Source organism: Hymenobacter nitidus (assembly GCF_020447315.1).
Classification (GTDB): domain Bacteria; phylum Bacteroidota; class Bacteroidia; order Cytophagales; family Hymenobacteraceae; genus Hymenobacter; species Hymenobacter nitidus.
The window spans coordinates 480,582-501,368 of the sequence record NZ_JAJADQ010000002.1; the positions used below are offsets into that span (position 1 = coordinate 480,582).

The window sequence follows — 20,787 nt, forward strand, 5'->3', positions numbered from 1 at the left end:
CTGTGCAGTTCGAGTACCCCGCGTCAGTGCAACGAGTATCGTTCTGGTACGCGAACTACAACGTTCGCGCTACTGCGTTCAAAAGTAGGGCAATTTCAGGCCGCCCGGATTTCATCCTTCAGCTGCTCCACAAACCGGTTGAATTCCGGCTCGGCTTCCACGTTGGGGTGCCAGGCCAGGCCCATGCCGGCCAGGTCGTACTGGTGGTTTTTGCTGATGGTGGCCCCGGGTAGCAGCTGGCCGGCAGTGTCCCGCTCGTAGCCCATCAGCCAGAGCGTGTCGGACAGGGCGGTGGTGGTGGCAATGTCGTGAGAAACGATGACGACCGTGTTCAGCTCATCCATCGTGGTGACTTCCAGGATGATTTTCTTCACCTCGTCAATCATGGCCACGTCGAGGCCGGAGAAGGGCTCGTCGAGCAGGATCAGGTGGTCGGAACACAAGAGCTGCTGGGCAATAGCGGCCCGTTGGCGCTGCCCGCCCGAGAGCTGGGCCGGGAATTTCTTGCCGTGCTGGTCGAGCCGGAACCGCTCCAGATAAGCGGCTACTTCGCGCTTGGCGGCTTCGGGCTCGTGCTTGCGGGCGGCGGCCAGCAGCAGGTTGTCGGCCAGGGTGCGGTGGTTGAACAAGGGGTAGCGCTGCTGCACCAGGCCCACGTCACCGGGCTGCACGGGGTGCTGCTCCTCCCCGACCCGCACCGTGCCGGTGGCTGGCGCAGTAAGGCCCGCAATGATGCGGCAGAGCACCGACTTGCCGATGCCCGAGCGGCCGTAGAAGCCCACAACCTGGCCCTGAGTCATATTGGGCCGCACCACGTTCAGCACCTGGGCGCTGATGTCGCGCAGCACCACTTCGCCCTGGTAGCTCATGGAAACGCCTTCCAGAGTCAAAACGGGTTCTTTGTGAAAGTAAGGAGTCATGCGGCGGTGAGTTGGGGAAATGGTGAGTTTATCGTTCGGCGGAAATGAATTCGCTTTGTTGTTTATTTTGCAATTCACAAAAAATAGACAACAAAGGCGAAAATGAATTTGTTGTATATATCAATTGTTTGAAAAATAAACAACAAGCGTCTAGCTCCCTAGCTGGCGGCAGTCAGGGCGGCATGCGGGAAGAACACCCGGCGCAGCAGTCCGAACACGTAGTCCTGCGCGGCACCAGTGGCCAGAATCACCAGCTGAATGGCCAGTACCCCGTCGAGGTGCAGGTAGCGGTTCTGCTTGTAGAGCAGCAGCCCAATGCCGCCTTCCGACTGGTAGAGGGTTTCGACCAGGGTAATCATGGTCCAGATGATGGCGAAGTTCTGGCGCACGACTTCGAGCATCAGATCCAGCTTGCCCAGCACGACTACCTCCCAAAAGCTGCGCCACTCGCCCAGGCCCAGGGTGCGGGCGTGGTCCATTTCCTCCCGGGTGGTGGTCAGAATCACGCTGGTCATACCCGTGACCAAGTACACGGTGGTGGCAAAGACCAGCACTGAGAGCTTGACCTGGTGGCCGGTGCTCAGCAGCAGGGCCATGAAAAACGTGAGGCCAGTGAGCGTGAGGTAGCGCATCTTGGTGGCCGCGTAGGCAATGGGCCGGAAAAACGGCAGGGCCGTGAGGTAGGAAATAGCCAGGGCCAGCGCCGTACCGATGGTCAGGGCCTGCAGGGCCGTGGTCATGCTGGCCCACAGCTCCTGAATCAGGCCCTGGCTGGTGACTAGGTCACTTAAGGCCCGCAGCACGTCGCCCAGGCTGGGAAACAACTGCAGCGGGTAAAACGCCCAGAGCAGCACCAGTACCAGCAGCTGGGCGCCCACCATGGTGGCAAACACCGGGCGGCTGGGCTGCGCATTCGGGGCAAATAGCTCTTTCATACTGTGAGGTGGTGATTTAGTGAGTTTGCTGTTCTGGCGGCGCGGCCGAAGTACTCCACCCCAACCCCTCCCCGCTGGGAGGAGTTGGGGGTGGGGTTCACCACTTAATTGCCCAGCACGATTTCTACCCGCCGGTTTTTGGCGCGGCCGTCGGGGGCGGTGTTGCTGGCCAGGGGCTCGGTGGCGCCGTGGGCGTAGATCTGCACGCGGCCCGCGGGGAAGGCGCTGGAGCTTTTGCGGCTCAGCCACTGCTGCACGGCCAGGGCCCGGTCTTCGGAAAGCTGCTGGTTTTTCTGCGGGTCGCCCTGGTTGTCGGTATGGCCGTGCACGGCAACTTTGAGGCGGCCGGCCACTACCAGGTCGTCGAAGAGCTGGTTCAAATCCTGCTCGGCGGCCGGCGTGAAGGTGCTCTTGCCGGTTTCGAACTCGATGTTCCAGGCCCGCTTGCTCACGCTCCGGCGGATTTCATCGTCGGCGGCAAATTGCTGCTTGTCGGCCGGGGCAATGGCCTTGCCCCTGTACTGGCTCTGCATTTTCTTGAGCAGGGTCAAATCCAGCATCTGATCCAGGGGCACGTAGCTGGGCAGCTCTTTGGGGTAAAGCTTGCTCTGCACGTCGCCGAAGGTTTTGTACACCGAGGCGTAGACGTTGGTGCCGCCTTCTTCGAGGCCAAACAACGCCAGGTTGTCACTGAAGTTGAAGGCCTTGCTCCCGCCCAGCTCCACGACTTCACCCGTGCGGTCGGCCTCGCTCACTCCTTTATAATAGCGCAGCCAGTAAGCGCCGGGCTTGTCCTTGTCGCCGTAGACCTCGGCCGAAATATCGGCGGCGCGGCTCAGGGCCTCGGGGTGGCTTTTCACCTGGTCACCGGCCACGGCCAGAGCCGTCATGATGCCTTCCACTTCCCGGGGGTGGGCGTCGTACCAGAGCTTGGTGGTGACCATGATGTTGGGCATCTGGTTGGAGTAGTCCTTGGTCGAGACGATGTTGACCAGGCCGCCTTTCTGCTTGGCAATGTTCACGTCGCCGGGCGTCCAGGTGGCGACGGCATCGGCGGGCACGTCTACTTTCACGCCGGTATCCTTGCCCTTCACCACCTTGGTGCGCTGCTCGGGCTTGCCGGTGATGTACTTCTCGGCGGCGGCCAGGAAATCGGGGGCGGCCATAAAGTTCACGGCTTCGGGGTCGTAGGTGGTTTCGTCGGGGTTTACCTTCAGGCCATTGTCGGCGCACCACTTCAGGGCAATGTTCTGGTCCCCGTCGCGCAGGTAGCAGGCAATGGTCTTGCCCAGGGCCGCCTTGGGGTTGTCGAGCCACTCCTTGGGGCCCATCAGCTTATCCTCGCCAAACGACTTGCCGCAGCTGTAGGGCAGAATCTGCAAGCCCGTGCCGGCTTTTTCCAGCTGGCTCTGCACCGCCGAGAAGGCCGGCAGCCCGTCGCCCATGATGCTCACAATCAAGCCGGGTGTTTCAGGGTTGTTCTGCATGTCCAGGGCGTTTTTCACCAGGTCGGCCTGCATTTTGGCCACGTCGTCCTGGCGCACGATCTGCAGGTTGATGCCGTTGGCGGCCATGCTGGAGCCCTCGGTGGTGCGGGGCCCGCCGTTGGCCAGCATGCCGGCCATCTGCGAGTTCCAGGCCATTACTTCCCAAGTGACCGGGGCGCCCTTTTCGGTGGGCGTACTGCCCGGCAGCGGGGCCAGCGGCACGGCAATGTTGGTGCGGCTGCCCGCCGTCTGGGTCGGCAGCTCAATGGAGTTGAGCAGCACCGACTCGGTAGCCGCCTTTTTAAAGACGACCCCACTGCCGATGAGCTTGTTGATGCCGAAGTAGAGCAGCGCCACAATCAGGGCGCCAATCACGATTTTACCACGCGTTGTCATGTTGGGTATTGGTTTTTGGTTGTTTGTTTTTGGCTATTCGAGTTCCCCTCCTTCCTTCAGGGAGGGGTAGCCGCAGGCCGGGGTGGTTTGCCAGCCGCGCCGTCAGAGAAAGTAATTCGGGCGGGCAGGAAAGTGCTGTTTGCAGCCAACTCCCAGACAGGAATTCTAAATGCCCGCCGCCGTCGTTCAACGATTGAACCATCCCGCCCTTCGGGCACCCACGCCGCTTGATGCGCAGAATTTGAAAAAGGGAGGGGAATTGGCCGGACCCTTAGCCCAGCAGGCAGTGCACCGCTGTGGCGAGCAGGGCGTTAATCAAGCAGATTAGAATAGGCATCGTTGGTGGCTTTGGCGGTGGCCGTGGTGCCCAGCGTGCTGGGCATTTCGTTGAGCAGGGTGTTGAAGTCGCCCTTCTGGTATTTCTCCAGCAGGCGCTGCCCCTTCTCGCTCATCACCCCGTTCTGGATGTCCATTTCCTTCACGAACTCCTGCGAATAGCGCATGGCCTGCTTGATCTGGCCCAGCTGCTGGGCCATGTCCTGGGCCACGCGGTCGGTGGCCATATCGAAGAAGTACTTCTTGTCCGGGTCGCCGCGCAGGATGTTCATGGCGGCCCGCATGCCCGAGCTGGTGCGCTTCACCAGCTCGTACTCGTCCTTGAGCAGGTTGACCTTGAACTTGGAGTTGTCGATCTGGCGCAGGGCGGCCTTCAGAATCTGGCGCATCACCAGCGTCACGTTGGCCGTGGTGGTCAGCATGGGCTGCAGGCGGTTGTTGTAGTCTTCCAGCTGGGCGGCCCGGGAGGCGTACGATTCGGCAAAGTCCTTTTCGCCCTTGCGGGCCGCCGAGTCGGCCAGGCGCAGGTACTCCTGCAGCTGCTGCTTGTTGCCGTCCATCTTGCGCTTCACCAGCTCGTGGGCCCCTTCGATGTGGCCCACTTCCGACTCCATGTTCTGGGCTTCCTTCTCCGTGTTGCGGATGTAGTCCTGCATGATGCCGATGGGGTCCGTCTCGACGAAGATGCCGGCCATGGTACGGAAGATGCGCTGCCCGGCGTACCAGAGCCCGGCCTTGATGCGCTTGCTGGTCACGATGAGAAACAGCACGAACAGCGCCCCCAGCCCGATGCCGAGCTTCACGGTATCGAAGACGATTTCGACCAGATACGGCACGATTTCGCCCCAGAAGTAGATGCCGGCCCCAGCCGCCGCGGCCAGAAAAACCCAGCCCGCTACCTTTTCGGGCTGTTGCCATTTGGGCAGTTCATTGGATTGCCCGGGTGAAAGAAGTGTGTTCATATGGGTAAATGATTAGGTTGTGCAGTGTGAGGTCAGGAGTCAGGAGTCAGAACTTCGGAGCAGCGGAGTGCCCTGCTTATTTCCCCAGGCCCAGCAGAAAGCTCTGGGCCGCCTGGCGGTGGGCTTTCAAGTCGGCGGCGGCCGTGGCGTTGGCCAGCTCGTAGGACGCCAGTGCGGCCTGGGCCTTTTGCCGCTCGGCAACCAGCTGCTGCTGGGTGGCCTGCAGCTGCTGGCTTTTGGCTTCCAGCTGCTTGGTCAGCGCCGCCAGGTCGGCCTGCAGCTGCTGCTCTTGGCCCGTGAGTTGCACGATGGCGCTGGGCGGGGCGTTGGGAATCTTCAGCTCGCCCATTTTTTCCTGGTGCCGCTCCAGCACCTTGTTGCGGTCGGCCTGCAGCTTGTGGTCCAGCTGCTCGGCCGAGGTCAGCAGCGTGGCCGCGTCGAGGCCCGTGACGGCGGCAAAGGCGTGAAAGGCCGTCTGGTAGAGCACCGGCCCGGCCAGCCCGCTGGCAGCCATGCTCTTTACCATTTTGGTGTAGGCCACGAAGTCCTTGCCGTCGCCGGTTAGCAGCGTGGCAATGTGGTCGAGGTGGCGCTGTTCGGGCTGCGTGACGCTGGGCTGACTCAGGGCGAAGGTGCCGGGCCCGGGCGCCACCGGCAGCTGCTGCGGCACCGGGGCAGTGGCCGGTACGGAGCCTTTACCGGCCTTACCCGGGGCGCTGGCATCGTCGCCTTCGACGAAGAAGTCTTTAGCAGCTTTGGCGAGGTTGTCGAAAAGGTCCATGGAGCGGAGGTGTTAGGTGATTGGTGATGTGGGCCTTTTGCCAAGACCAGTGCCGCACGCCGCCAACACACTCAGGCACCTAGTCAACTAACTGATTATCAATTATCAAAAATCACAACCTCGGTTAACGCCGCCGAGAATGGGCTACAAACCCTTTCATTTTGGTAGGGTCTATTTCCATATCAGCATACTCCTGGGCCACACCCGGGCTCCTGGCCGGTCCCGCCCCACGCCTCGTCCCAGGGCCCTAAGGGCGGGGCGGGACCGGCTTTGGCCTCCAGTTCCGTTCTTTGCAATTCCACTCCCTCTATTTCCCCTATTGCACGCATGCTCATTACCCGAACCACCGCTGCCGCCTGGCTGGCGCTAAGCCTGCTGATGGGCGCCTGTTCCTCAGAACAAGAAGACGTAGCGCCCGCGGCTTCTTTGCCCGAGCACCTGACTCTGGGCAACCCCAGCGGCGCCACGGCCGACCCAGGCCAGCCGACGAATTATCTGCTGCTGAAAACGCAGTTTGCCGTTTCCTACCACCGCGACCGGGGTATTCCCAATTGGGTAAGCTGGCACCTCAGCTCGGAATGGCTGGGTTCGGCGGCCCGCCAGGATGACTTCCGCGCCGATACGGGGTTGCCTGCCGGCTGGTACCAGGTCAGCACCGGCAGCTACACCGGCTCGGGCTTCGACCGGGGCCACAACTGCCCCTCGGCCGACCGCACCAAGACTATAGCCGACAATTCGGCCACCTTCCTGATGACCAACATGGTGCCCCAGGCTCCCAACAACAACCAGCGCCCCTGGGCTGGTCTGGAAAGCTACTGCCGCACCCTGGTGGATCAGGGCAATGAGCTATATATCCTTATGGGTAATTACGGCAAAGGCGGCACTGGCTCAAATGGGTATAAAGAAACCCTGGCCGATGGCCGCGTGACCGTACCCCGGCGCCTCTGGAAAGTAATTGTGGTGCTGCCCCAGGGCAGTGACGACGTGCGCCGCGTGTCGGCCAGCACCCGGGTTATTGCCGTGGACACGCCCAACGACAACGCCCTCGATACCGCCTGGGGCTCGTACCGGACCACGGTGGACGCCATTGAGCAGGCCACGGGCTACGATGTCATGTCGCAGGTGCCGGCCCCGGTGCAGGCCACGCTGGAAGCCCGCGTGGATACTGGCCCCACGCAGTAGCGCACAACGCCGCCGAGCCTGCGTGGCTCAGGTCAAATGACCAGGCACTACCACGGTATTGTGCAAGCAGCCCGAAATTTTACGAGGACCGGTGTGGAATACGCGGCCTGGTAGCATCCAGCTACTAAAGCAAGCTTCTTATTCCCGCCGCCTATGCGCCATTCGCTACTATTCCTGTTCCTTCTATTGCTGGCTTTGTCGGCCCCCGCCCAGCAGCGCCTGGTGCGGGCCCGGCAGACGAGCTACCTGACCAAGGTGTTTCGCCTGACCGATGCACAGGCCCGCCACCTCTACGAGCACGACCTCTCGGCGGCCCGCTCCGACTTCTTCACCCAGCCCGTCGATTCGTTTCCCACGGATGCCGTGCTGGATGCGGGCCGCCGCCGGCCCCTGCCGCTGGGCTACTATTTGGTGGCGCACACCGAGGGCCCGCAGCTGGTGTACTGGCTGCGCAGCGAAACCAGCCGGGAGCTGGCCCTGCTCGACAACCAGGTGGACCTAACCCTGGTGGTGCGCGACTCCTTGGGCCGCCTGCTCAAAGATGCCCAGGTGAGCCTGCGGGGCCGCCCGGTGCCTTTCGACGCGGCCACCCGCACCTACCGCCTGGCCAAAGGTGGCCGCAGCGGCCTGGTAGCCGTGACGCAGGCTGGCCACACGACCTTTCATTTCATCCAGCAGCAGCTTCCCAGCCCGCAGGCCCGCACGCTGGGGCAACTCGGCCGCCGCCTCGTGTTCGGCTTTCCCCTGGGCTACCTGACCACGCCTTTCTGGAACCTGGGCCATGACCTGAAGCAGGCTTCCTACATTCCCACGGGGCTGGTGGGTTTGGTCCGCTCCCCGTTCAGCGCCGACGTGCGGGAGCAGCGCCAAACCCGGCGGGAAGAAACCGAGGAAAACCGCTGGCGCAGCTACGTGGCCCTGAGCAAGCCCAAGTACCGGCCCACGGCCGACACGCTGCGCTTCAAGGTGCGCCTGCTGCGGCGCTCCAGCGGCCGGCCCAGCCGCCAGCCCCTCACGCTGTGGCTGGGCGGCGGCCCGGGGCACCCCGAAAAGAAAATAGCCCTGCTGCGGCCCCAGCGGCCCGGCTCCTACCACTACGCCCTGCCCCTGGGCGACACGCTGGGCCTGCGCGCCAATACCCGGGTAGGCTTTCGGCTCGCCAACCGCCGGGGACAAACCCTGGCCGCCAGTCACTTTCAGCTGGAAGACTACGAGTTGAAAAGCACCCGCTACGTGCTGCGCGCGGCCCAAAAAGAGCACCGCCAGGGCCAGCCCCAGGCCGTGTTTCTGCGCGGCACCGACAGCAACGAGCTTAACCTGCTCGACGCCCGCGTGCGGCTCAGCGTGGTGCCCAGCGCGGCAGTAGGGGCGTTTGTCGCGCGCCAGGTATTCGTGCCCGATACGCTCTGGACCCGCAGCCAGGCCCTGGATGCCACCGGCGAAACCCGCCTGAACCTACCGCCCGCCATTTTCCCGCCCGCTGATTTTGACTACCGGGTGCAGGCCACCTTTCTGAACGCCGACAACGAGCGGCGCACCGAAACCCTGACCGTGCCCTACCGCCGCGACGCGGGCCAGCTGATGCTGGAGCTGGTGGCCGATTCGGTGCGCCTGACCTATCAGCACCTGGGCCGGTCGGTGCCCCACGCAGCCACGCTCACCCTCACCAAGGGCGAATCAGACGACCAGGAGCTGTTTTCGGGCCCGGTGATGCTGCCCCGCACGGTGGCCCTCGACCCGCGGGCCGGCTCCTACGCGCTGACCGATGCCGACCAGCGCACGGCCGAACTGGAGCTGACGGCCGACAACAGCGGCCTGGCCCTGCGCTCCGACCGCACCCACGACTCGATTTTTCTGGCCGTGGAAAACCCGCGCCGCCTGAGCTTCTGGTACTACGTGTACCGGGGCAGCAAGCTGGTGCACCGCGGCTACGGCCCGGCCTGGCAGCTGGCCGGCGCCGCGCCGGGCAAGGAGCCGTGGGCGGTGTCGGTGCATTACTTCTGGGGCGGGCAGCTGCGGGTGGCCGAGTACACCGTGGCGTTGCCCCAGCGCCAGCTCGTGGTGCGCACCGAGCAGCCGGCCGTGGCCTATCCGGGCCAGAAGATTCAGCTGCAGTTCACCGTTACCGACGGTGGGGGCCGGCCCGTGCCGAATGCCGACCTGACGGCCTACGCCACCACCAGCAAGTTTGGGCAGGCCAAACCCACCCCGGAGCTGCCCAGCTTCGAGCCGCCCGTGGTGGGCCGGGTGTCGCGGCGACGGTTCGGGCTGCGCGCCACGTTCGACAACACCCCGCGCGCCGCGGCCGAGCAGCAGCTGGCCTGGCCGCAGTGGCGCCGGCAGCTGGGCCTCGACTCGCTGCAATTCTACCGGTTTCTGTACCCCGAGTCGGGCGCTTTCTACGAGTACCAGCCGGCGCCCGGAGGCCTGACCCAGGTAGCACCGTTCGTGGTCGATTCGGGCCGGGTGCAGGCCCCGGTGGCCGTGTACATCGACGGGGTGCCGGCCTACGTGCACCAGCTCAACCAGCAGGAACCCTACGCCCTGGTAGCCGAACCGGGCCGGCACACGCTCAGCATCCGTACCGTGAACCGCCTGGTGACCCTGCACGACGTGAACCTGCGCCACCTGCACAAGCTCACGCTCAGCATCGACGTGAACCGGCCCTGCCAGGAGCTGACCGTGGAGGCCCGCCCCACCACCCTCACGCCGGCCGAGGAACTGGCCCTGACCCGCTCGGTGCTGTTCATCGACAATCCCTTTTCCGCGGCCACCAGCGTGCGGCAGGGCAATCTGCTGCGGCCCGTCACGACCAGCCTACACGGCAGCTACGGCGTCAGCGGCCCGTTCCGCCCCGATTCGCTGCTCTTGCGGCGCGCCGACGGGCTGCGCCGGCGCTTCCTGTTTGAGCCCCTGTTTCGCTACGACTTTGCGCCGGGCCTGCTGAAAATGCGCAGCCTCGAGGGCGGCCGCCGGCTGTATCTGAGCAGCTTAACGGGGCAGGCCACCCTGCCCTTCGGGGATTTTGCCCTGACCGAAGCCGCCTTTAGGGCCCGGTATCAGCCCGCCTATTCGCCATGGACCGCCCCGCCGCGCCGCCGCTACATCTTCGATACGCCCCAGCAGACACCGCCGGGCCAGGGCCGCCTGGAAATACGCCTGCCGCCGCGCCCCGCCGATGCCCGGCCGGATTACCAGTTTCCGACGGCCGCCTACCTGCTGCTGACCCGGCCCGGCCAACCGGCTTTTCAGCGGCTGCAGCCCGGCTCCGGCCGCCTGCACGCCCTGGCCCCGGGACGCTACCGCGTGGCCGTGCTGCTGGCCGACAGCACCTGCCTGGCCCCGGCCGAAGACCTGGTAGTGCAGGCCAACGGCGTGACCTACGTGCAGCTGCGCCCCACCGACCGGCAGCCGGCCGGCCAGCTCAGCCGCCGCATCCTGCGCCTGCTCGCCACCCACCTGGACCCAGGCCCCGCGACACCGGCAGATGAGTTGCGGCAGGCCCGACGCACGATTGCCGTGGTGCAGTATACCGAGCCCCAGCCGGGCTGGCGCACCATCAGTGGGCAAGTTACCGACCGGAACAGCGGGGAAGGCCTGCCCGGCGTAACGGTGCTGCTGAAGGGCACTACTATTGGCGTTTCCACTAATGCCGACGGCACTTACCTGCTGCAGGTGCCCCAGGACGGCGGCACCCTGCAGTTTAGCTCCATCGGCTACGTTCAGACCGAAAAACCCACTGACCGCAGTGAAATCAACGTGGGGCTGACCATCGATACCAAGCAGCTCTCGGAGGTGGTGGTAACCGGCTATGGCACGCAAACCCGTCAGTCATTAACCTACGCTGTTTCTACCGTCAACGCCCTGCAGGGCCGGGTGGCCGGGGTCAGCATTACCGGAGCGCCGGCCCAAACCGGCAGCGTCACGATTCGGGGCGTGGCGAGTTTGCCGGCTGCTGAGCAGCCCCTGATTATGCTCGACGGGCTACCTTTCAACGGCCGTTTGGAGGATCTGGCCCCGGCCGATATTGCCGCGGCGAAGCTGCTCAAGGGTACGGCGGCAGTAGCAACATATGGGGCCCGGGCGGCTAATGGCGTGCTGTTCATTACCAGCGCGGCCAGCCGGGCCGGCAACGACCCGGCCGGCCGTGACCCGCACCTGGCCCTGCGCCGCAACTTCCGCGACTATGCCTGGTGGCGCCCCATGCTCATCACCGACAGCCGCGGCCAGGCCCGCACCGAAGTGACCCTGCCCGACGACGTGACCGGCTGGGACACCTTCGTGCTGGGCTCCGACGACCACGGCCGCGTGGGCAGCGCCTCCAGCCTGCTGCGCTCCTTCAAGGCCCTGCTGGCCGAGCTGGCCGTGCCCCGCTTTCTGGTGGAGGGCGACCGGGCTCAGGTGCTGGGTAAAATCCTGAACTACGGCCCCGACACGGCCCAGGTTACCACCCGCTTCAGCGTGGCGGGCCAGCCGGGCCTTGGTCAGGCGCGCCAGGTCATTACCTCCACGCTCGACACGCTCACTATCACGGCCCCGTCGGGTCAGGACTCGGTGCTGGTCAGCTTCGGCCTGCAGCAGGCCAGCGGCTACGCCGACGGGGAACAGCGCCCGATTCCGGTGCTGCCGGCCGGCACGCGCGAGCGGGTGGGCACCTTTGCTATTCTCAGCGCCAACGACACGACCCTGACCCTGCCCTTCGACTCGCGGCTGGGCCCCGTGACGGTGCGCCTGGAAAGTGACGCCCTGCCCGTGCTGCTCTCCGAAATTCAGCATGTGCAGGCCTACGCCTACCTCTGCAACGAGCAGGCCGCCTCCAAGCTCAAGGCCCTGCTGCTGGAACAGCAGATCCGGACGGTGCAGCAGCAGCCCTTCAAGGGCGAGCGGAGCATCAACTTTCTGATTCGCAAATTGCTCCAGGGCCGCCACCAGCCCGAAGGTCTCTGGGGTACCTGGCCCACCTCGGAAGTAAGTCCCTGGGCTACCACCCACGTGCTGGAAGCCTTGCTGGCCGCCGACAAAGCCGGGTACAAGGTGCGCTTTGAGCGCGACAAGGTGCAGCAGTATCTGCTCCGGGAGCTGGACCACAGCCTAGCCGCCGTGCCCACGGGACCCACCACGCTGCCCGCCCGCTGGCACTACCGCTCCGACGACGACCAGATCCGGCTGCTGCACGTGCTGCACCAGCTGGGCGTGCCAGCTGACTTCCGCACCTACGTGACCCGCCTGGAGCGCGCCACCACCGGCCGCCAGCCACTGGACCGCTACCTGGCCCTGACCGAGCTGCGCCAGAAGCTGGGCCTTGCCTACCAGCTCGACACGCTGCGGCGCTACCGCCTGACCACCCAGCTGGGCGGCGCGTTTTATGCTGATACGCTACGCCCCGGCTCCTACTACCGCTACGTGCTGCGCGGCCCGGTGGGCACCACATTGCTGGCCTACCGCCTGCTGCGCGCCCAGGGCGGCCACGAGGCCGAGCTGACCCGCCTGCGCAACTACCTGCTCACGCTGCGCCGCACCGACTACTGGGCCAGCACCTACGAAGCGGCTCAGGTACTGGAAACCATCGGCCCCGACCTGCTGGCGGCGGGCCAGCCGGCCCTGCTGGCCCGGGTGCAGCTCAGCGGCGCGACCAGTAAGGATATCGGCCAGTTTCCGCAGGAGTTGACCTTGCCGGCCGGGGCCGGGCCGCTCACCTTGCGCAAGCAGGGCCAGCTGCCCGTGTACGCCACGGCCTACCAGACGCGCTGGAACCCGGCCCCGCAGCCGGCGGCCGCGCCCTTCACGGTGAAAACCGAGCTGGCCGGGCAATCGGGGCAGCGGGTGATTCTGCGGGCCGGGCAGCCGGTCGAGCTGGTCGTGACGGTGGACGTGAAGGCCGAGGCCCGGTACGTGCTGCTGGAAGTGCCCATTCCGGCCGGCTGCTCCTACGGGGAACACAAGCCCGGCAACTATTTCGAGGTGCACCGCGAGTACCTGCGCCACCAGGCCGGCATCTTTATCGACCGGCTGCCCATCGGGGTGCATACCTTCCGGGTAGTCTTGCAGCCGCGCTACCGGGGCCGCTACCTGCTGAACCCGGCCAAAGCGGAGCTGATGTACTTTCCCACCAATTTCGGCCGCAGCGCCAGCAAGCAGGTGCGGGTCGAGTAATAAGTAAGAATAGAACGTTGCGCATGCCTGGTACGGCGGCAAAGCTGGTTCCAGAACGTTTTCTGGGCCGGAGTTGCCGCCGTACCTTTAGGGTTGGGCTTCCGTGGCCGGCTCCTTAGGCCGGCTTGCTTTTCTTCCAGAGCCCGTTTTTTCGCATGCCCCACCTGCTTATCGACGACCTGCGCATCGAAGTCGTCCGCAAGAATATCCGCAGCCTGCGCCTGACCGTGTACGCCCCCGACGGGCGGGTGCGGGTGGCGGCCCCGCTGCGCACGGCCGATGCCGCCATTCACGCCTTCATTACCACCCGCCGCGCCTGGATTCGCAAGCACCAGGAGCAGTTTGCGGCCCGCGAGCAGCCGGTAGCCCTGCAGTTCGTCACCGGGGAAACCCACCTCTACCAGGGCCAGGGCTACCCGCTACGCGTGCTCAGCGGCCCGGCTACCGGCCGGGTGCAGCTTACCCAGGACGGCTACCTGGATTTATTTATTGCCGAAAACAGCACCCGGGAGCAGCGCGAAAAGGCCCTCAGCACCTGGTACCGCGCCCGCCTCAAAGAGCAGCTGCCGGTCTTGGCGGCCCGCTGGGAGCCGGTCGTGGGCGCGCGGGCCAACGTGTACGCCATCAAGCAGATGCGCACCCGCTGGGGCACCTGCAGCATCCGGGCCCGGCGCATCTGGCTGAACCTGGAGCTGATCAAGCAGCCCCCGCACTGCCTGGAATACGTGGTGGTGCACGAGCTGGTGCACCTGCACGAGCGGCTGCACAACGCCCGCTTCTGGGGGCTGATGGACCAGTTTATGCCTGACTGGCGCCCGGCCAAGCAGGCCCTGCGCTCGGTACACCTGAAGCCCTGCGGCTGAGCTTGGTTCCTCGTTGCTCAAGTTAGAACGTCATGTCGAGCCGCAGCGAGACATCCCGCGCGCTGCCGTTGCAAACTATAACTACACGCAACCGCAAGAACAATCCTGCCGAGCGCAGTCGAAGCATAACAACGCTAATGCATGCGCGATGCCTCCCGTTGGCCGGCATGACTGCATGATCCTCCGGCGGATTCCGCTAATTCCTGAATACCTTTCCGCCTATTCTTAGCCCCGCCGATGCTGCTTACTATCACCACGACCCACCAGCCCGCCACCGACCTGGGCTATTTGCTGCACAAGAACCCGGCCCGTCTGCAAACCATCGACATTGCCTACGGGCAGGCCCACATCTTTTACCCCGAAGCCACGGCCGAGCGCTGCACGGCGGCCCTGCTGCTTGATATTGACCCCATCGGGCTGGTGCGCAACCACCGGGGCCCGGCCGGGGAAGGCTTTGCCCTGGAACAATACGTGAACGACCGGCCCTACGCGGCCTCCTCGTTTCTGAGCACGGCTCTTTCCAAAGCCTTCAACACGGCCATGAACGGCACCTGCAAGGACCGGCCCGAGCTGCCCGAGGTGCTTTTGCCCCTGGAAGCCACCGTGGCCGTGGTGCCGGCCGCCAACGCCGAGCAGCTGCGCCGCCTGTTTGCGCCCCTGGGCTACGAAATCGACACCCAGGCTTACCCGCTCGACCCCACGGTGCCCGAGTGGGGCGAGAGCCGCTACTTTACCCTGCAGCTGCGCCACCCGGCCCTGCGCCTGCGTGACCTGCTCAGCCACCTCTACGTGCTCATTCCGGTGCTCGACAACGACAAGCACTACTGGGTAAACGAGGCCGAGGCCGACAAGCTGCTGCACCGCGGCGCGGCCTGGCTGCCCCAGCACCCCGACCGGGAGTTTATCACCCGCCGCTACCTGCGCAACCTGGCCGAATTCGTGAACCCCACGCTGGAGCGCCTGCTCGACGGGGATGAGCCAGTGAGTCCGCTGGTGCTGGCGGCCGCCACCGAGGCAGACGCGCCCGAACCTGCCCAGGCCAAGCAGAGCCTGCACGACCAGCGCCTGGACCGGGTGGCCGAGGAAATCCGCCGCCTCGGGGCCCGGCGCGTGCTAGATCTGGGCTGCGGGGAAGGCAAGCTGGTGCGCCGCCTGCTGGCTCAGCCGCAGGTAGAGCATATTTTGGGCCTCGACGTGTCGGTGCGCGAACTGCAGCGGGCCCAGCAGCGCCTGCACGTGGCCGAGATGCCCCCGCGCCAGCGCGAGCGGCTCACCCTCACCCAGGGCTCCCTGCTCTACCACGACCCGCGCCTGGCCGGCTACGACGCGGCGGCAGTCGTGGAAGTTATCGAGCATCTCGACGAAAGCCGGCTGGCCGCGTTTGAGCAGGTGGTTTTTGCCCGCGCCCAGCCCGGGGCCGTGCTCGTGACGACGCCCAACGCCGACTACAATCAGCGCTACGAAAGCCTCTCGGCCGGCGAGTTTCGCCACCAGGACCACCGCTTCGAATGGAGCCGGGAGCAATTCTCGGCCTGGGCCGCGGGTGTGGCCGAACGCCACGGCTACCGGGTACGCATTGAGCCGCTGGGTCCGGAAGCCGGGGAGTTCGGGACTCCGTCGCAGCTGGCCGTGTTTGAGCGGTAGCCCCGGACCGGGCCCGGTTTCTGGCCGGGCTACCGGCAACGTCAGCGGAGGATTTTACCGCGCAGGTCCCAGTGGCTCGACTTGACCGTTACGCCGTCGGGCTCCCGCTTGATGGTGCGCGTGTACCGCTCACCGGCAATGAGTCCATCGGGCCGGCGCTTGCCGAAAAACAGCGTTACCGGCTCGCCGTACTCGTTGGTAACGAAGGTGATGTCGTAGCCTTTGAACACGTCGTCGATGCTGGTTTTCGGCTCGAAGGTCTTGCTCAGCTTCTTATCTAAGTCGGGGTGCAGGGGCATGGCGCAGGAAATAAACAGGTACCGTGTTTCTACGGCAATTCCCGCTGGCAGATGCCCCGCCAGATTATCCGGCGGGGCATCGTTCCGCTTTTACTCACCCGTGGCAAGCCTCTCAACTCTGTGGCAAACCCGATGTAGCGACTGGCCGGGGCTATTGTGCGCCGGCTGCGGGGGTGGAAACGGTCAAAAACGCCGACCGGTCGCGCACGAAGGCCGCCACCCAGACCAGAGTCAGAATAAGGATGGGTGCTACCGGGCTGCGGCCGTGCGAGAGGTCGGTGGCAATGGCGCCGGCAAAGTAGCTGGTGAGCAGCAGCAGGCCCAGCTTCATGGTTTGGGGAAAGAGAAACAGGGCCGTGAAGAGCAGCTCCATAGCTCCCAGCGCCAGGCGCAGATGCGGTACGCCGACTTCGGCAAGCACCTTTTCAATGTCGGGCCCACCCACCAGCTTCATGATGCCGCTGGCCAGGATCATCAGGGCGGGCACGGCCGTGAGCAGGCCGGCAAATACGGTTTTCTTGTTAAGGGTCATCGGCGTAAAAAGTCGTAGGCAGTGAAAAACAACGCTGTAGCCGGCCGGCGGTGGCGGGCTGGTGCCGGCAAAGGTGGCGCCCAACCGGGTATATTCCGGATAGTGGTTACCCAAAGGATACCGGTATCCTCGGAGCTACCCAGCTGATTTCTAGCGACCTTTACCCCATGCCGATACCCCAGCCCCTGCCTTCGCACCACGAGTGCACCGGCGCCATGCGCTCCGTGCGCGACTCCCTCGACCTGCTCGGCGGCAAGTGGAAGCTGCCCATTATTCTGGGGCTGAGCGGGGGGCCAAAACGCTTCAAGCAACTCCAGCGCGAGGTGACGGGCATTACCGCCAAAATGCTGAGCAAGGAACTCAAGGAGCTGGAAATGAACGGGCTGCTGACCCGCCAGGTGCAGGCCGACGCCGTGCCCGTGGCCGTGACCTACACGCTGGCCGAGTACGGCCATACCCTGTTTCCCGTCATCGAGGCCCTGCACGCCTGGGGCCAGCAGCACCGCGCCCACATCATGCGCCCGGCCCCGTTGCCAGCCCCGCCCACTGCGGTTGCCGAAGAGGTGCTGGCGTAGCGCTGCGGCAGGCTCAGGGCGTGCCGGACCGGGCAAGCCAGTAAAATAATTCGGGGCTGCGTGTGGCCGCAAATCCCTACCGCAGAACAGGAAAGAGGATTATTGCCAGACCCCGGCGGGCAAAGTGCGGCAAGCTTGCGTACTTTTGTGCTTTCCTATTCCCGCTTTCTCTGCTTATGAAGGTTTTGCTGACGCTACTCCTGGCCGTTTGCTGGCTACAGCTGTCTGCGCAGCAGCCTTCGGCGCTGAGTGTCCATACCAATACGAAAGCGCAGATCCGGCTTACCTACCCCGAAACCTGGCAGCGCCACCGCAGCGAAGACCGCACGGAAGTAACCTGGTATGCCAGCACCCGGCGGCCCGCGCCAGCCGTTGTCACGCTCACCATCAAGCCCCTGCCCGCCGGGCTTCAGGACGAGGCCAACCTACTGACGGCGGGCCAGCCCGATTCGCTCTGGCGCCGCATCCGGCGCCTGCCCCGGGCCCAGGTGCTGCACCTCGACCAGCACGACGCGGGCAGCCACCAGGAAGTGCGCTACGCCTACACCTTCGCCCCGGCTCCCGGTCCCACCCGCACCCGCGTGGAAGGCCGCCGGCTGTGGCGCGGCGGCTATGAGTACCGGCTGGAATACCGGGCCACCACCGACCAGGACGGCCGCTACCTGACGCCCGGCCGGCAGCTCCTGGCCTCCTTCACCTTTACCGGCACCCCGCCCAGCCGCCGCTACGACGAGCAGCGCTGCGACGACAAGATGTACGGCATTGCGGCCCTGCGCTTTCGCAACGAGCGGTGGGAAGACGACTGCCGCACCATTCACGAGTTCAACGTTTCCGCCCCCGCCGAGCCGCCCCGCATTCACCGGCAGGTGCTGCCTTTCCAGTCCTACGCCCTGGCCAAAGGCTTCGACAACTGCCTGTACTCGGTGACCAAGGCCCCGACCGACACCCTGGAGCGCATATACCGCTACGACCCCAGCACCCGCCAGGGCCGCTACACGAGCTGGCAACTGCCACCCCAGGGCCCCGAAAACGTCTGGATTTCGGCCGCTACCGACGAATACGGCGACCTGTACTTCATGACCTCCGACGCCGGACAGCTGGTGAAAGTCAGCCCCCGCGACGGGCAGGTGACGGTGCTCTGGACCACCGACCCCATGCAGAAAGCGCCCTATTACCCGGCCATCGGCCTGGACGGCACCGGCTCCCACGGCAACTTCTGCCTCGACGACGCCCACACGCTCTACCAGGTCTACAGCACCGACGGCTCCATTCTGAGCGTGAACCTGAACACCCGCCAGCCCGGCCCGGAGCGAGTGCAGCTCTCGGGCCTGCCCAAGCGCGGCGGCTACAGCGACCTGCTCTTTCAGAACGATGCCTCAGGGCGCCGCCGCCTGTACCTGGCCGGACCCAAGGCGCTGTATGAGGTGGATATGGCCCGCCGCGAGGCCCACTACGTGCGCCGGGGCGTGTATACCGACCTGGCCGGCTGCAACCTGTTTCGGGTAGCGGCCCCGGTAGCGGCGGCCCCGGCTGCGCCTGTGCCCACCACAGCCACCTGGCGCGGCCGGGTGCTCGATGCCGTTACGTTCCAGCCCCTGCCCCAGGCCCAGCTGCAGCTGCAGGCCGGGGGCACACCTACCACCGTGCCGCTGGCTGCCGACGGCAGCTTTACGTTTGCGGCCGAGCCGGGCCGCTCCTACGCGGCCCACGTGCAGCTGGCCGGCTACCTGGCCGCCGACAGCGCCTTTACCACCCGCACCGGGCCCTACGTGCAGGATATTCTGCTGTTCCCGCTGGCCGTGGGCACCACGCTGCCCCTGGAAAACGTGCAGTTTACCCAGGGCAAAGCCGACTTGCTGCCCTCGTCCTTCCCCGCCCTCGACCAGCTTATCAGCCTGCTGACCCGAAACCCCACACTGACCATCGAGCTGCGGGGCCACACCGACAACCAGGGCGACCCGCAGAAAAACGTGGTGCTGAGCCAGGAGCGGGTGGCCGCCGTGAAGACCTACCTGGTGGAGCGCGGCATCGGAGCCCCGCGCATCACGGGTAGCGGGCTGGGCGGGGCCGAGCCCCGGGCCAGCAACGCCCGCGAAGCCACGCGTAAGCTCAACCGCCGGGTGGAAGTGCGCGTGACGAGCGTGCACTAAGTGTTGCGTGGGCGGCACCCGCTCTAATCCGGAAAAAGTCGGCCGGTTTTGCCGTTTTGCCGTTTTAGAGTTTTCCACCTTTCCTACTGCTGCTTATGCTCCCCTTGCTGCTGCGTCTGGTCGTCTGGTTTCCCTTGGCAATTTTGAACCCGGCGGCCCAGGGGCTACCGGGTTGGGCCGGTACCTTCACGTATGCGGAAAAGCCGGTGAAGGCCCTGGCCGACTACAGCATGGTCATGGCATGGAAGCTGCAGCTGCAGCCACAGGGTACTAGTCTGGCCGGCACGCTGGGTGTTGAGGGTCAGCAGACGTTCATGCAGCTGCAGGTGCGGGCAACCGGCTCGGCCCAGGAGGCCCAGGTCGTTTTCGTGCGGGGCCTCGAGGGCACCGGCTACCAGCAGCTCAAACCCGGCGACGTGCTGTTTCGGTTACGAAAAGATCCTAAAGGCAAGTTGTTGACGTACTGGGGCAAGCTGCAACCCCGGCTGAGCGAAAAGTACCAGGATGGGCAGCTCTGCTTTGTGAAGCAGTAAGGAGCTATTCGTCCTCCGCGCGGGTCGCAATGAGCCTTTTCATGGTCTTGCGCTCCTGTCTCCGCTTTGCCGCTTTGGGCGGTATCCCGTCCCAGCGGTTTTTATCCGTGCAGAGCCTGATTTTGCCGCCGTAGGACAATAATGAGCCCTGCCGGATCATCAGGCCCTGCAGATGGCAGTCGTCGTAACCACACAGGTGCTTTGAGTAGGTGCCGAAGCTGCGGTGCCGCAGCTTTTTGCTTGCAAGAATTCGTTGCTGGCTCAAGCGGATGTTCTCCCAGGCTTGTGCTTGGTCGGCCACGGTCAGCTCCTCACCCAGCGTGCTCAGCGCAAAATAAGTAACGGGGTCTTTGAGCTGTAAAAAATCGAATGGCTTGGCAAAGGCGGCAACAACTAAGTCACGGAGCCGCTGTTTTTCTTCGAGGCTGAGCTTGGTGCTTTCCACAATGCCCCTGAATAAGCCGAGGGTATTGAAATCCGTGTAGTTGCGGTGGTGCTCTAGCAAGTAGAGGCACTCGCCTAAACTAAGCGTATTGAACTGCCGGTTGATTTTCATGGCATCAGCTTAAGACTCTGCCCGAAGGCACTGGAAGTTTCTTCAGGTAGTAGGAAGGTTCTTTTGCAGCACCTGCTGCAAGCATTTCTGTACCCGCACTAATTCGGCGGGCTGGTTAAGATCAACAATCACCAACCGGTCTGCCACGCCAACTGCCTGCAAGTGCGCTATTTCCGCCTGAAACGGCTGGTCATCGAGCCAGTAGAAATTGGACTGCGTATCTATGGCCTCGGTTGTCAGAGTATCCCAATCAGTGGGCAAAACCCGTTCTTTGAGTTTGTTGACGGTGGCAGCCTCTAAAAACGGCGAAAGGTAGTTCAGGGCGGAAGCGCTGCTACCTTTGCAATGCGTCGTGAGCCAGTAGCACTCAAAGTTTGAGGTTACAAACGCCACAAAGTCATCAACTCCTGCTGCTGCCCGCGTGTGCTTAGCGTTCAGCAATACGCCGTCAATATCCAGGTACAGTTTTATCATCCGGCGAAA

16 protein-coding genes are annotated in these 20,787 nt (G+C 64.6%); 7 read left to right on the top strand and 9 right to left on the bottom strand.

What is annotated here, in order from left to right; all coding sequences use genetic code 11:
- Window positions 1-95: 95 nt before the first annotated feature.
- The 5 genes from LGH70_RS05475 to LGH70_RS05495 all read right to left on the bottom strand — a co-directional run bounded on the left by LGH70_RS05475 (window position 96) and on the right by LGH70_RS05495 (window position 5,817).
- A complete protein-coding gene (locus LGH70_RS05475; protein ID WP_226183459.1) occupies window positions 96-920 on the bottom strand; it encodes an ATP-binding cassette domain-containing protein in 825 nt (274 codons plus the stop codon).
- Window positions 921-1,078: 158 nt separating this feature from the next.
- On the bottom strand, window positions 1,079-1,855 hold the full coding sequence (locus tag LGH70_RS05480; RefSeq protein ID WP_226183461.1) for an ABC transporter permease: 777 nt from the start codon (window positions 1,853-1,855) through the stop codon (window positions 1,079-1,081).
- A gap of 104 nt (window positions 1,856-1,959) precedes the next feature.
- A complete protein-coding gene (locus LGH70_RS05485) occupies window positions 1,960-3,738 on the bottom strand; it encodes an OmpA family protein (RefSeq protein WP_226183463.1) in 1,779 nt (592 codons plus the stop codon).
- A gap of 311 nt (window positions 3,739-4,049) precedes the next feature.
- Window positions 4,050-5,036, bottom strand: a complete 987-nt coding sequence (locus LGH70_RS05490; protein WP_226183465.1) for a PspA/IM30 family protein — start codon at window positions 5,034-5,036, stop codon at window positions 4,050-4,052.
- 76 nt (window positions 5,037-5,112) lie between these two features.
- Window positions 5,113-5,817 (bottom strand): hypothetical protein, encoded by a 705-nt coding sequence (locus LGH70_RS05495; RefSeq protein WP_226183467.1) that lies wholly within the window; start codon window positions 5,815-5,817, stop codon window positions 5,113-5,115.
- A 327-nt stretch (window positions 5,818-6,144) separates the two neighbouring features.
- Between LGH70_RS05495 and LGH70_RS05500 the strand changes: the two genes are divergently transcribed.
- The 4 genes from LGH70_RS05500 (at window position 6,145) to LGH70_RS05515 (ending at window position 15,659) form a co-directional block, all read left to right on the top strand.
- Window positions 6,145-6,999, top strand: coding sequence for a DNA/RNA non-specific endonuclease (locus LGH70_RS05500; protein WP_226183469.1), 855 nt, complete (start codon window positions 6,145-6,147; stop codon window positions 6,997-6,999).
- 153 nt (window positions 7,000-7,152) lie between these two features.
- A complete protein-coding gene (locus LGH70_RS23525; RefSeq protein WP_262905233.1) occupies window positions 7,153-13,152 on the top strand; it encodes a carboxypeptidase-like regulatory domain-containing protein in 6,000 nt (1,999 codons plus the stop codon).
- Window positions 13,153-13,307: 155 nt separating this feature from the next.
- A complete protein-coding gene (locus LGH70_RS05510; RefSeq protein ID WP_226183471.1) occupies window positions 13,308-14,015 on the top strand; it encodes a M48 family metallopeptidase in 708 nt (235 codons plus the stop codon).
- Window positions 14,016-14,252: 237 nt separating this feature from the next.
- Window positions 14,253-15,659 (top strand): 3' terminal RNA ribose 2'-O-methyltransferase Hen1, encoded by a 1,407-nt coding sequence (locus tag LGH70_RS05515; RefSeq protein WP_226183473.1) that lies wholly within the window; start codon window positions 14,253-14,255, stop codon window positions 15,657-15,659.
- Window positions 15,660-15,700: 41 nt separating this feature from the next.
- Here the strand turns inward: LGH70_RS05515 and LGH70_RS05520 are convergent, their stop codons facing one another.
- Window positions 15,701-15,958 (bottom strand): hypothetical protein, encoded by a 258-nt coding sequence (locus tag LGH70_RS05520; protein ID WP_226183475.1) that lies wholly within the window; start codon window positions 15,956-15,958, stop codon window positions 15,701-15,703.
- Between the two features lie 151 nt (window positions 15,959-16,109).
- Window positions 16,110-16,490, bottom strand: coding sequence for a DoxX family protein (locus LGH70_RS05525; RefSeq protein WP_226183477.1), 381 nt, complete (start codon window positions 16,488-16,490; stop codon window positions 16,110-16,112).
- Window positions 16,491-16,657: 167 nt separating this feature from the next.
- Between LGH70_RS05525 and LGH70_RS05530 the strand changes: the two genes are divergently transcribed.
- The 3 genes from LGH70_RS05530 to LGH70_RS05540 all read left to right on the top strand — a co-directional run bounded on the left by LGH70_RS05530 (window position 16,658) and on the right by LGH70_RS05540 (window position 19,748).
- The gene (locus LGH70_RS05530; RefSeq protein ID WP_226183479.1) at window positions 16,658-17,065 is read left to right on the top strand and encodes a winged helix-turn-helix transcriptional regulator; all 408 of its coding nucleotides are present in this window, start codon (window positions 16,658-16,660) and stop codon (window positions 17,063-17,065) included.
- Window positions 17,066-17,241: 176 nt separating this feature from the next.
- Window positions 17,242-19,215: an OmpA family protein gene (locus tag LGH70_RS05535; RefSeq protein WP_226183480.1), complete on the top strand. Its 1,974-nt coding sequence runs from the start codon at window positions 17,242-17,244 to the stop codon at window positions 19,213-19,215.
- 95 nt (window positions 19,216-19,310) lie between these two features.
- Complete coding sequence (locus tag LGH70_RS05540) at window positions 19,311-19,748, top strand: DUF5991 domain-containing protein (RefSeq protein ID WP_226183482.1); 438 nt, start codon at window positions 19,311-19,313, stop codon at window positions 19,746-19,748.
- Window positions 19,749-19,752: 4 nt separating this feature from the next.
- On the opposite strand, the gene LGH70_RS05545 is transcribed toward LGH70_RS05540, so the two are convergent.
- On the bottom strand, window positions 19,753-20,304 hold the full coding sequence (locus tag LGH70_RS05545) for a hypothetical protein (RefSeq protein WP_226183484.1): 552 nt from the start codon (window positions 20,302-20,304) through the stop codon (window positions 19,753-19,755).
- Between the two features lie 42 nt (window positions 20,305-20,346).
- Window positions 20,347-20,778, bottom strand: a complete 432-nt coding sequence (locus tag LGH70_RS05550) for a hypothetical protein (protein ID WP_226183486.1) — start codon at window positions 20,776-20,778, stop codon at window positions 20,347-20,349.
- Window positions 20,779-20,787 lie beyond the last annotated feature (9 nt).

What these genes read in the sequence shown, in the direction of transcription:
- LGH70_RS05475 (WP_226183459.1), bottom strand. Translation starts at nt 920, where the DNA reads ATGACTCCTTACTTTCACAAAGAACCCGTTTTGACTCTGGAAGGCGTT.
- LGH70_RS05480 (WP_226183461.1), bottom strand. Translation starts at nt 1,855, where the DNA reads ATGAAAGAGCTATTTGCCCCGAATGCGCAGCCCAGCCGCCCGGTGTTT.
- LGH70_RS05485 (WP_226183463.1), bottom strand. Translation starts at nt 3,738, where the DNA reads ATGACAACGCGTGGTAAAATCGTGATTGGCGCCCTGATTGTGGCGCTG.
- LGH70_RS05490 (WP_226183465.1), bottom strand. Translation starts at nt 5,036, where the DNA reads ATGAACACACTTCTTTCACCCGGGCAATCCAATGAACTGCCCAAATGG.
- LGH70_RS05495 (WP_226183467.1), bottom strand. Translation starts at nt 5,817, where the DNA reads ATGGACCTTTTCGACAACCTCGCCAAAGCTGCTAAAGACTTCTTCGTC.
- LGH70_RS05500 (WP_226183469.1), top strand. Translation starts at nt 6,145, where the DNA reads ATGCTCATTACCCGAACCACCGCTGCCGCCTGGCTGGCGCTAAGCCTG.
- LGH70_RS23525 (WP_262905233.1), top strand. Translation starts at nt 7,153, where the DNA reads ATGCGCCATTCGCTACTATTCCTGTTCCTTCTATTGCTGGCTTTGTCG.
- LGH70_RS05510 (WP_226183471.1), top strand. Translation starts at nt 13,308, where the DNA reads ATGCCCCACCTGCTTATCGACGACCTGCGCATCGAAGTCGTCCGCAAG.
- LGH70_RS05515 (WP_226183473.1), top strand. Translation starts at nt 14,253, where the DNA reads ATGCTGCTTACTATCACCACGACCCACCAGCCCGCCACCGACCTGGGC.
- LGH70_RS05520 (WP_226183475.1), bottom strand. Translation starts at nt 15,958, where the DNA reads ATGCCCCTGCACCCCGACTTAGATAAGAAGCTGAGCAAGACCTTCGAG.
- LGH70_RS05525 (WP_226183477.1), bottom strand. Translation starts at nt 16,490, where the DNA reads ATGACCCTTAACAAGAAAACCGTATTTGCCGGCCTGCTCACGGCCGTG.
- LGH70_RS05530 (WP_226183479.1), top strand. Translation starts at nt 16,658, where the DNA reads ATGCCGATACCCCAGCCCCTGCCTTCGCACCACGAGTGCACCGGCGCC.
- LGH70_RS05535 (WP_226183480.1), top strand. Translation starts at nt 17,242, where the DNA reads ATGAAGGTTTTGCTGACGCTACTCCTGGCCGTTTGCTGGCTACAGCTG.
- LGH70_RS05540 (WP_226183482.1), top strand. Translation starts at nt 19,311, where the DNA reads ATGCTCCCCTTGCTGCTGCGTCTGGTCGTCTGGTTTCCCTTGGCAATT.
- LGH70_RS05545 (WP_226183484.1), bottom strand. Translation starts at nt 20,304, where the DNA reads ATGAAAATCAACCGGCAGTTCAATACGCTTAGTTTAGGCGAGTGCCTC.
- LGH70_RS05550 (WP_226183486.1), bottom strand. Translation starts at nt 20,778, where the DNA reads ATGATAAAACTGTACCTGGATATTGACGGCGTATTGCTGAACGCTAAG.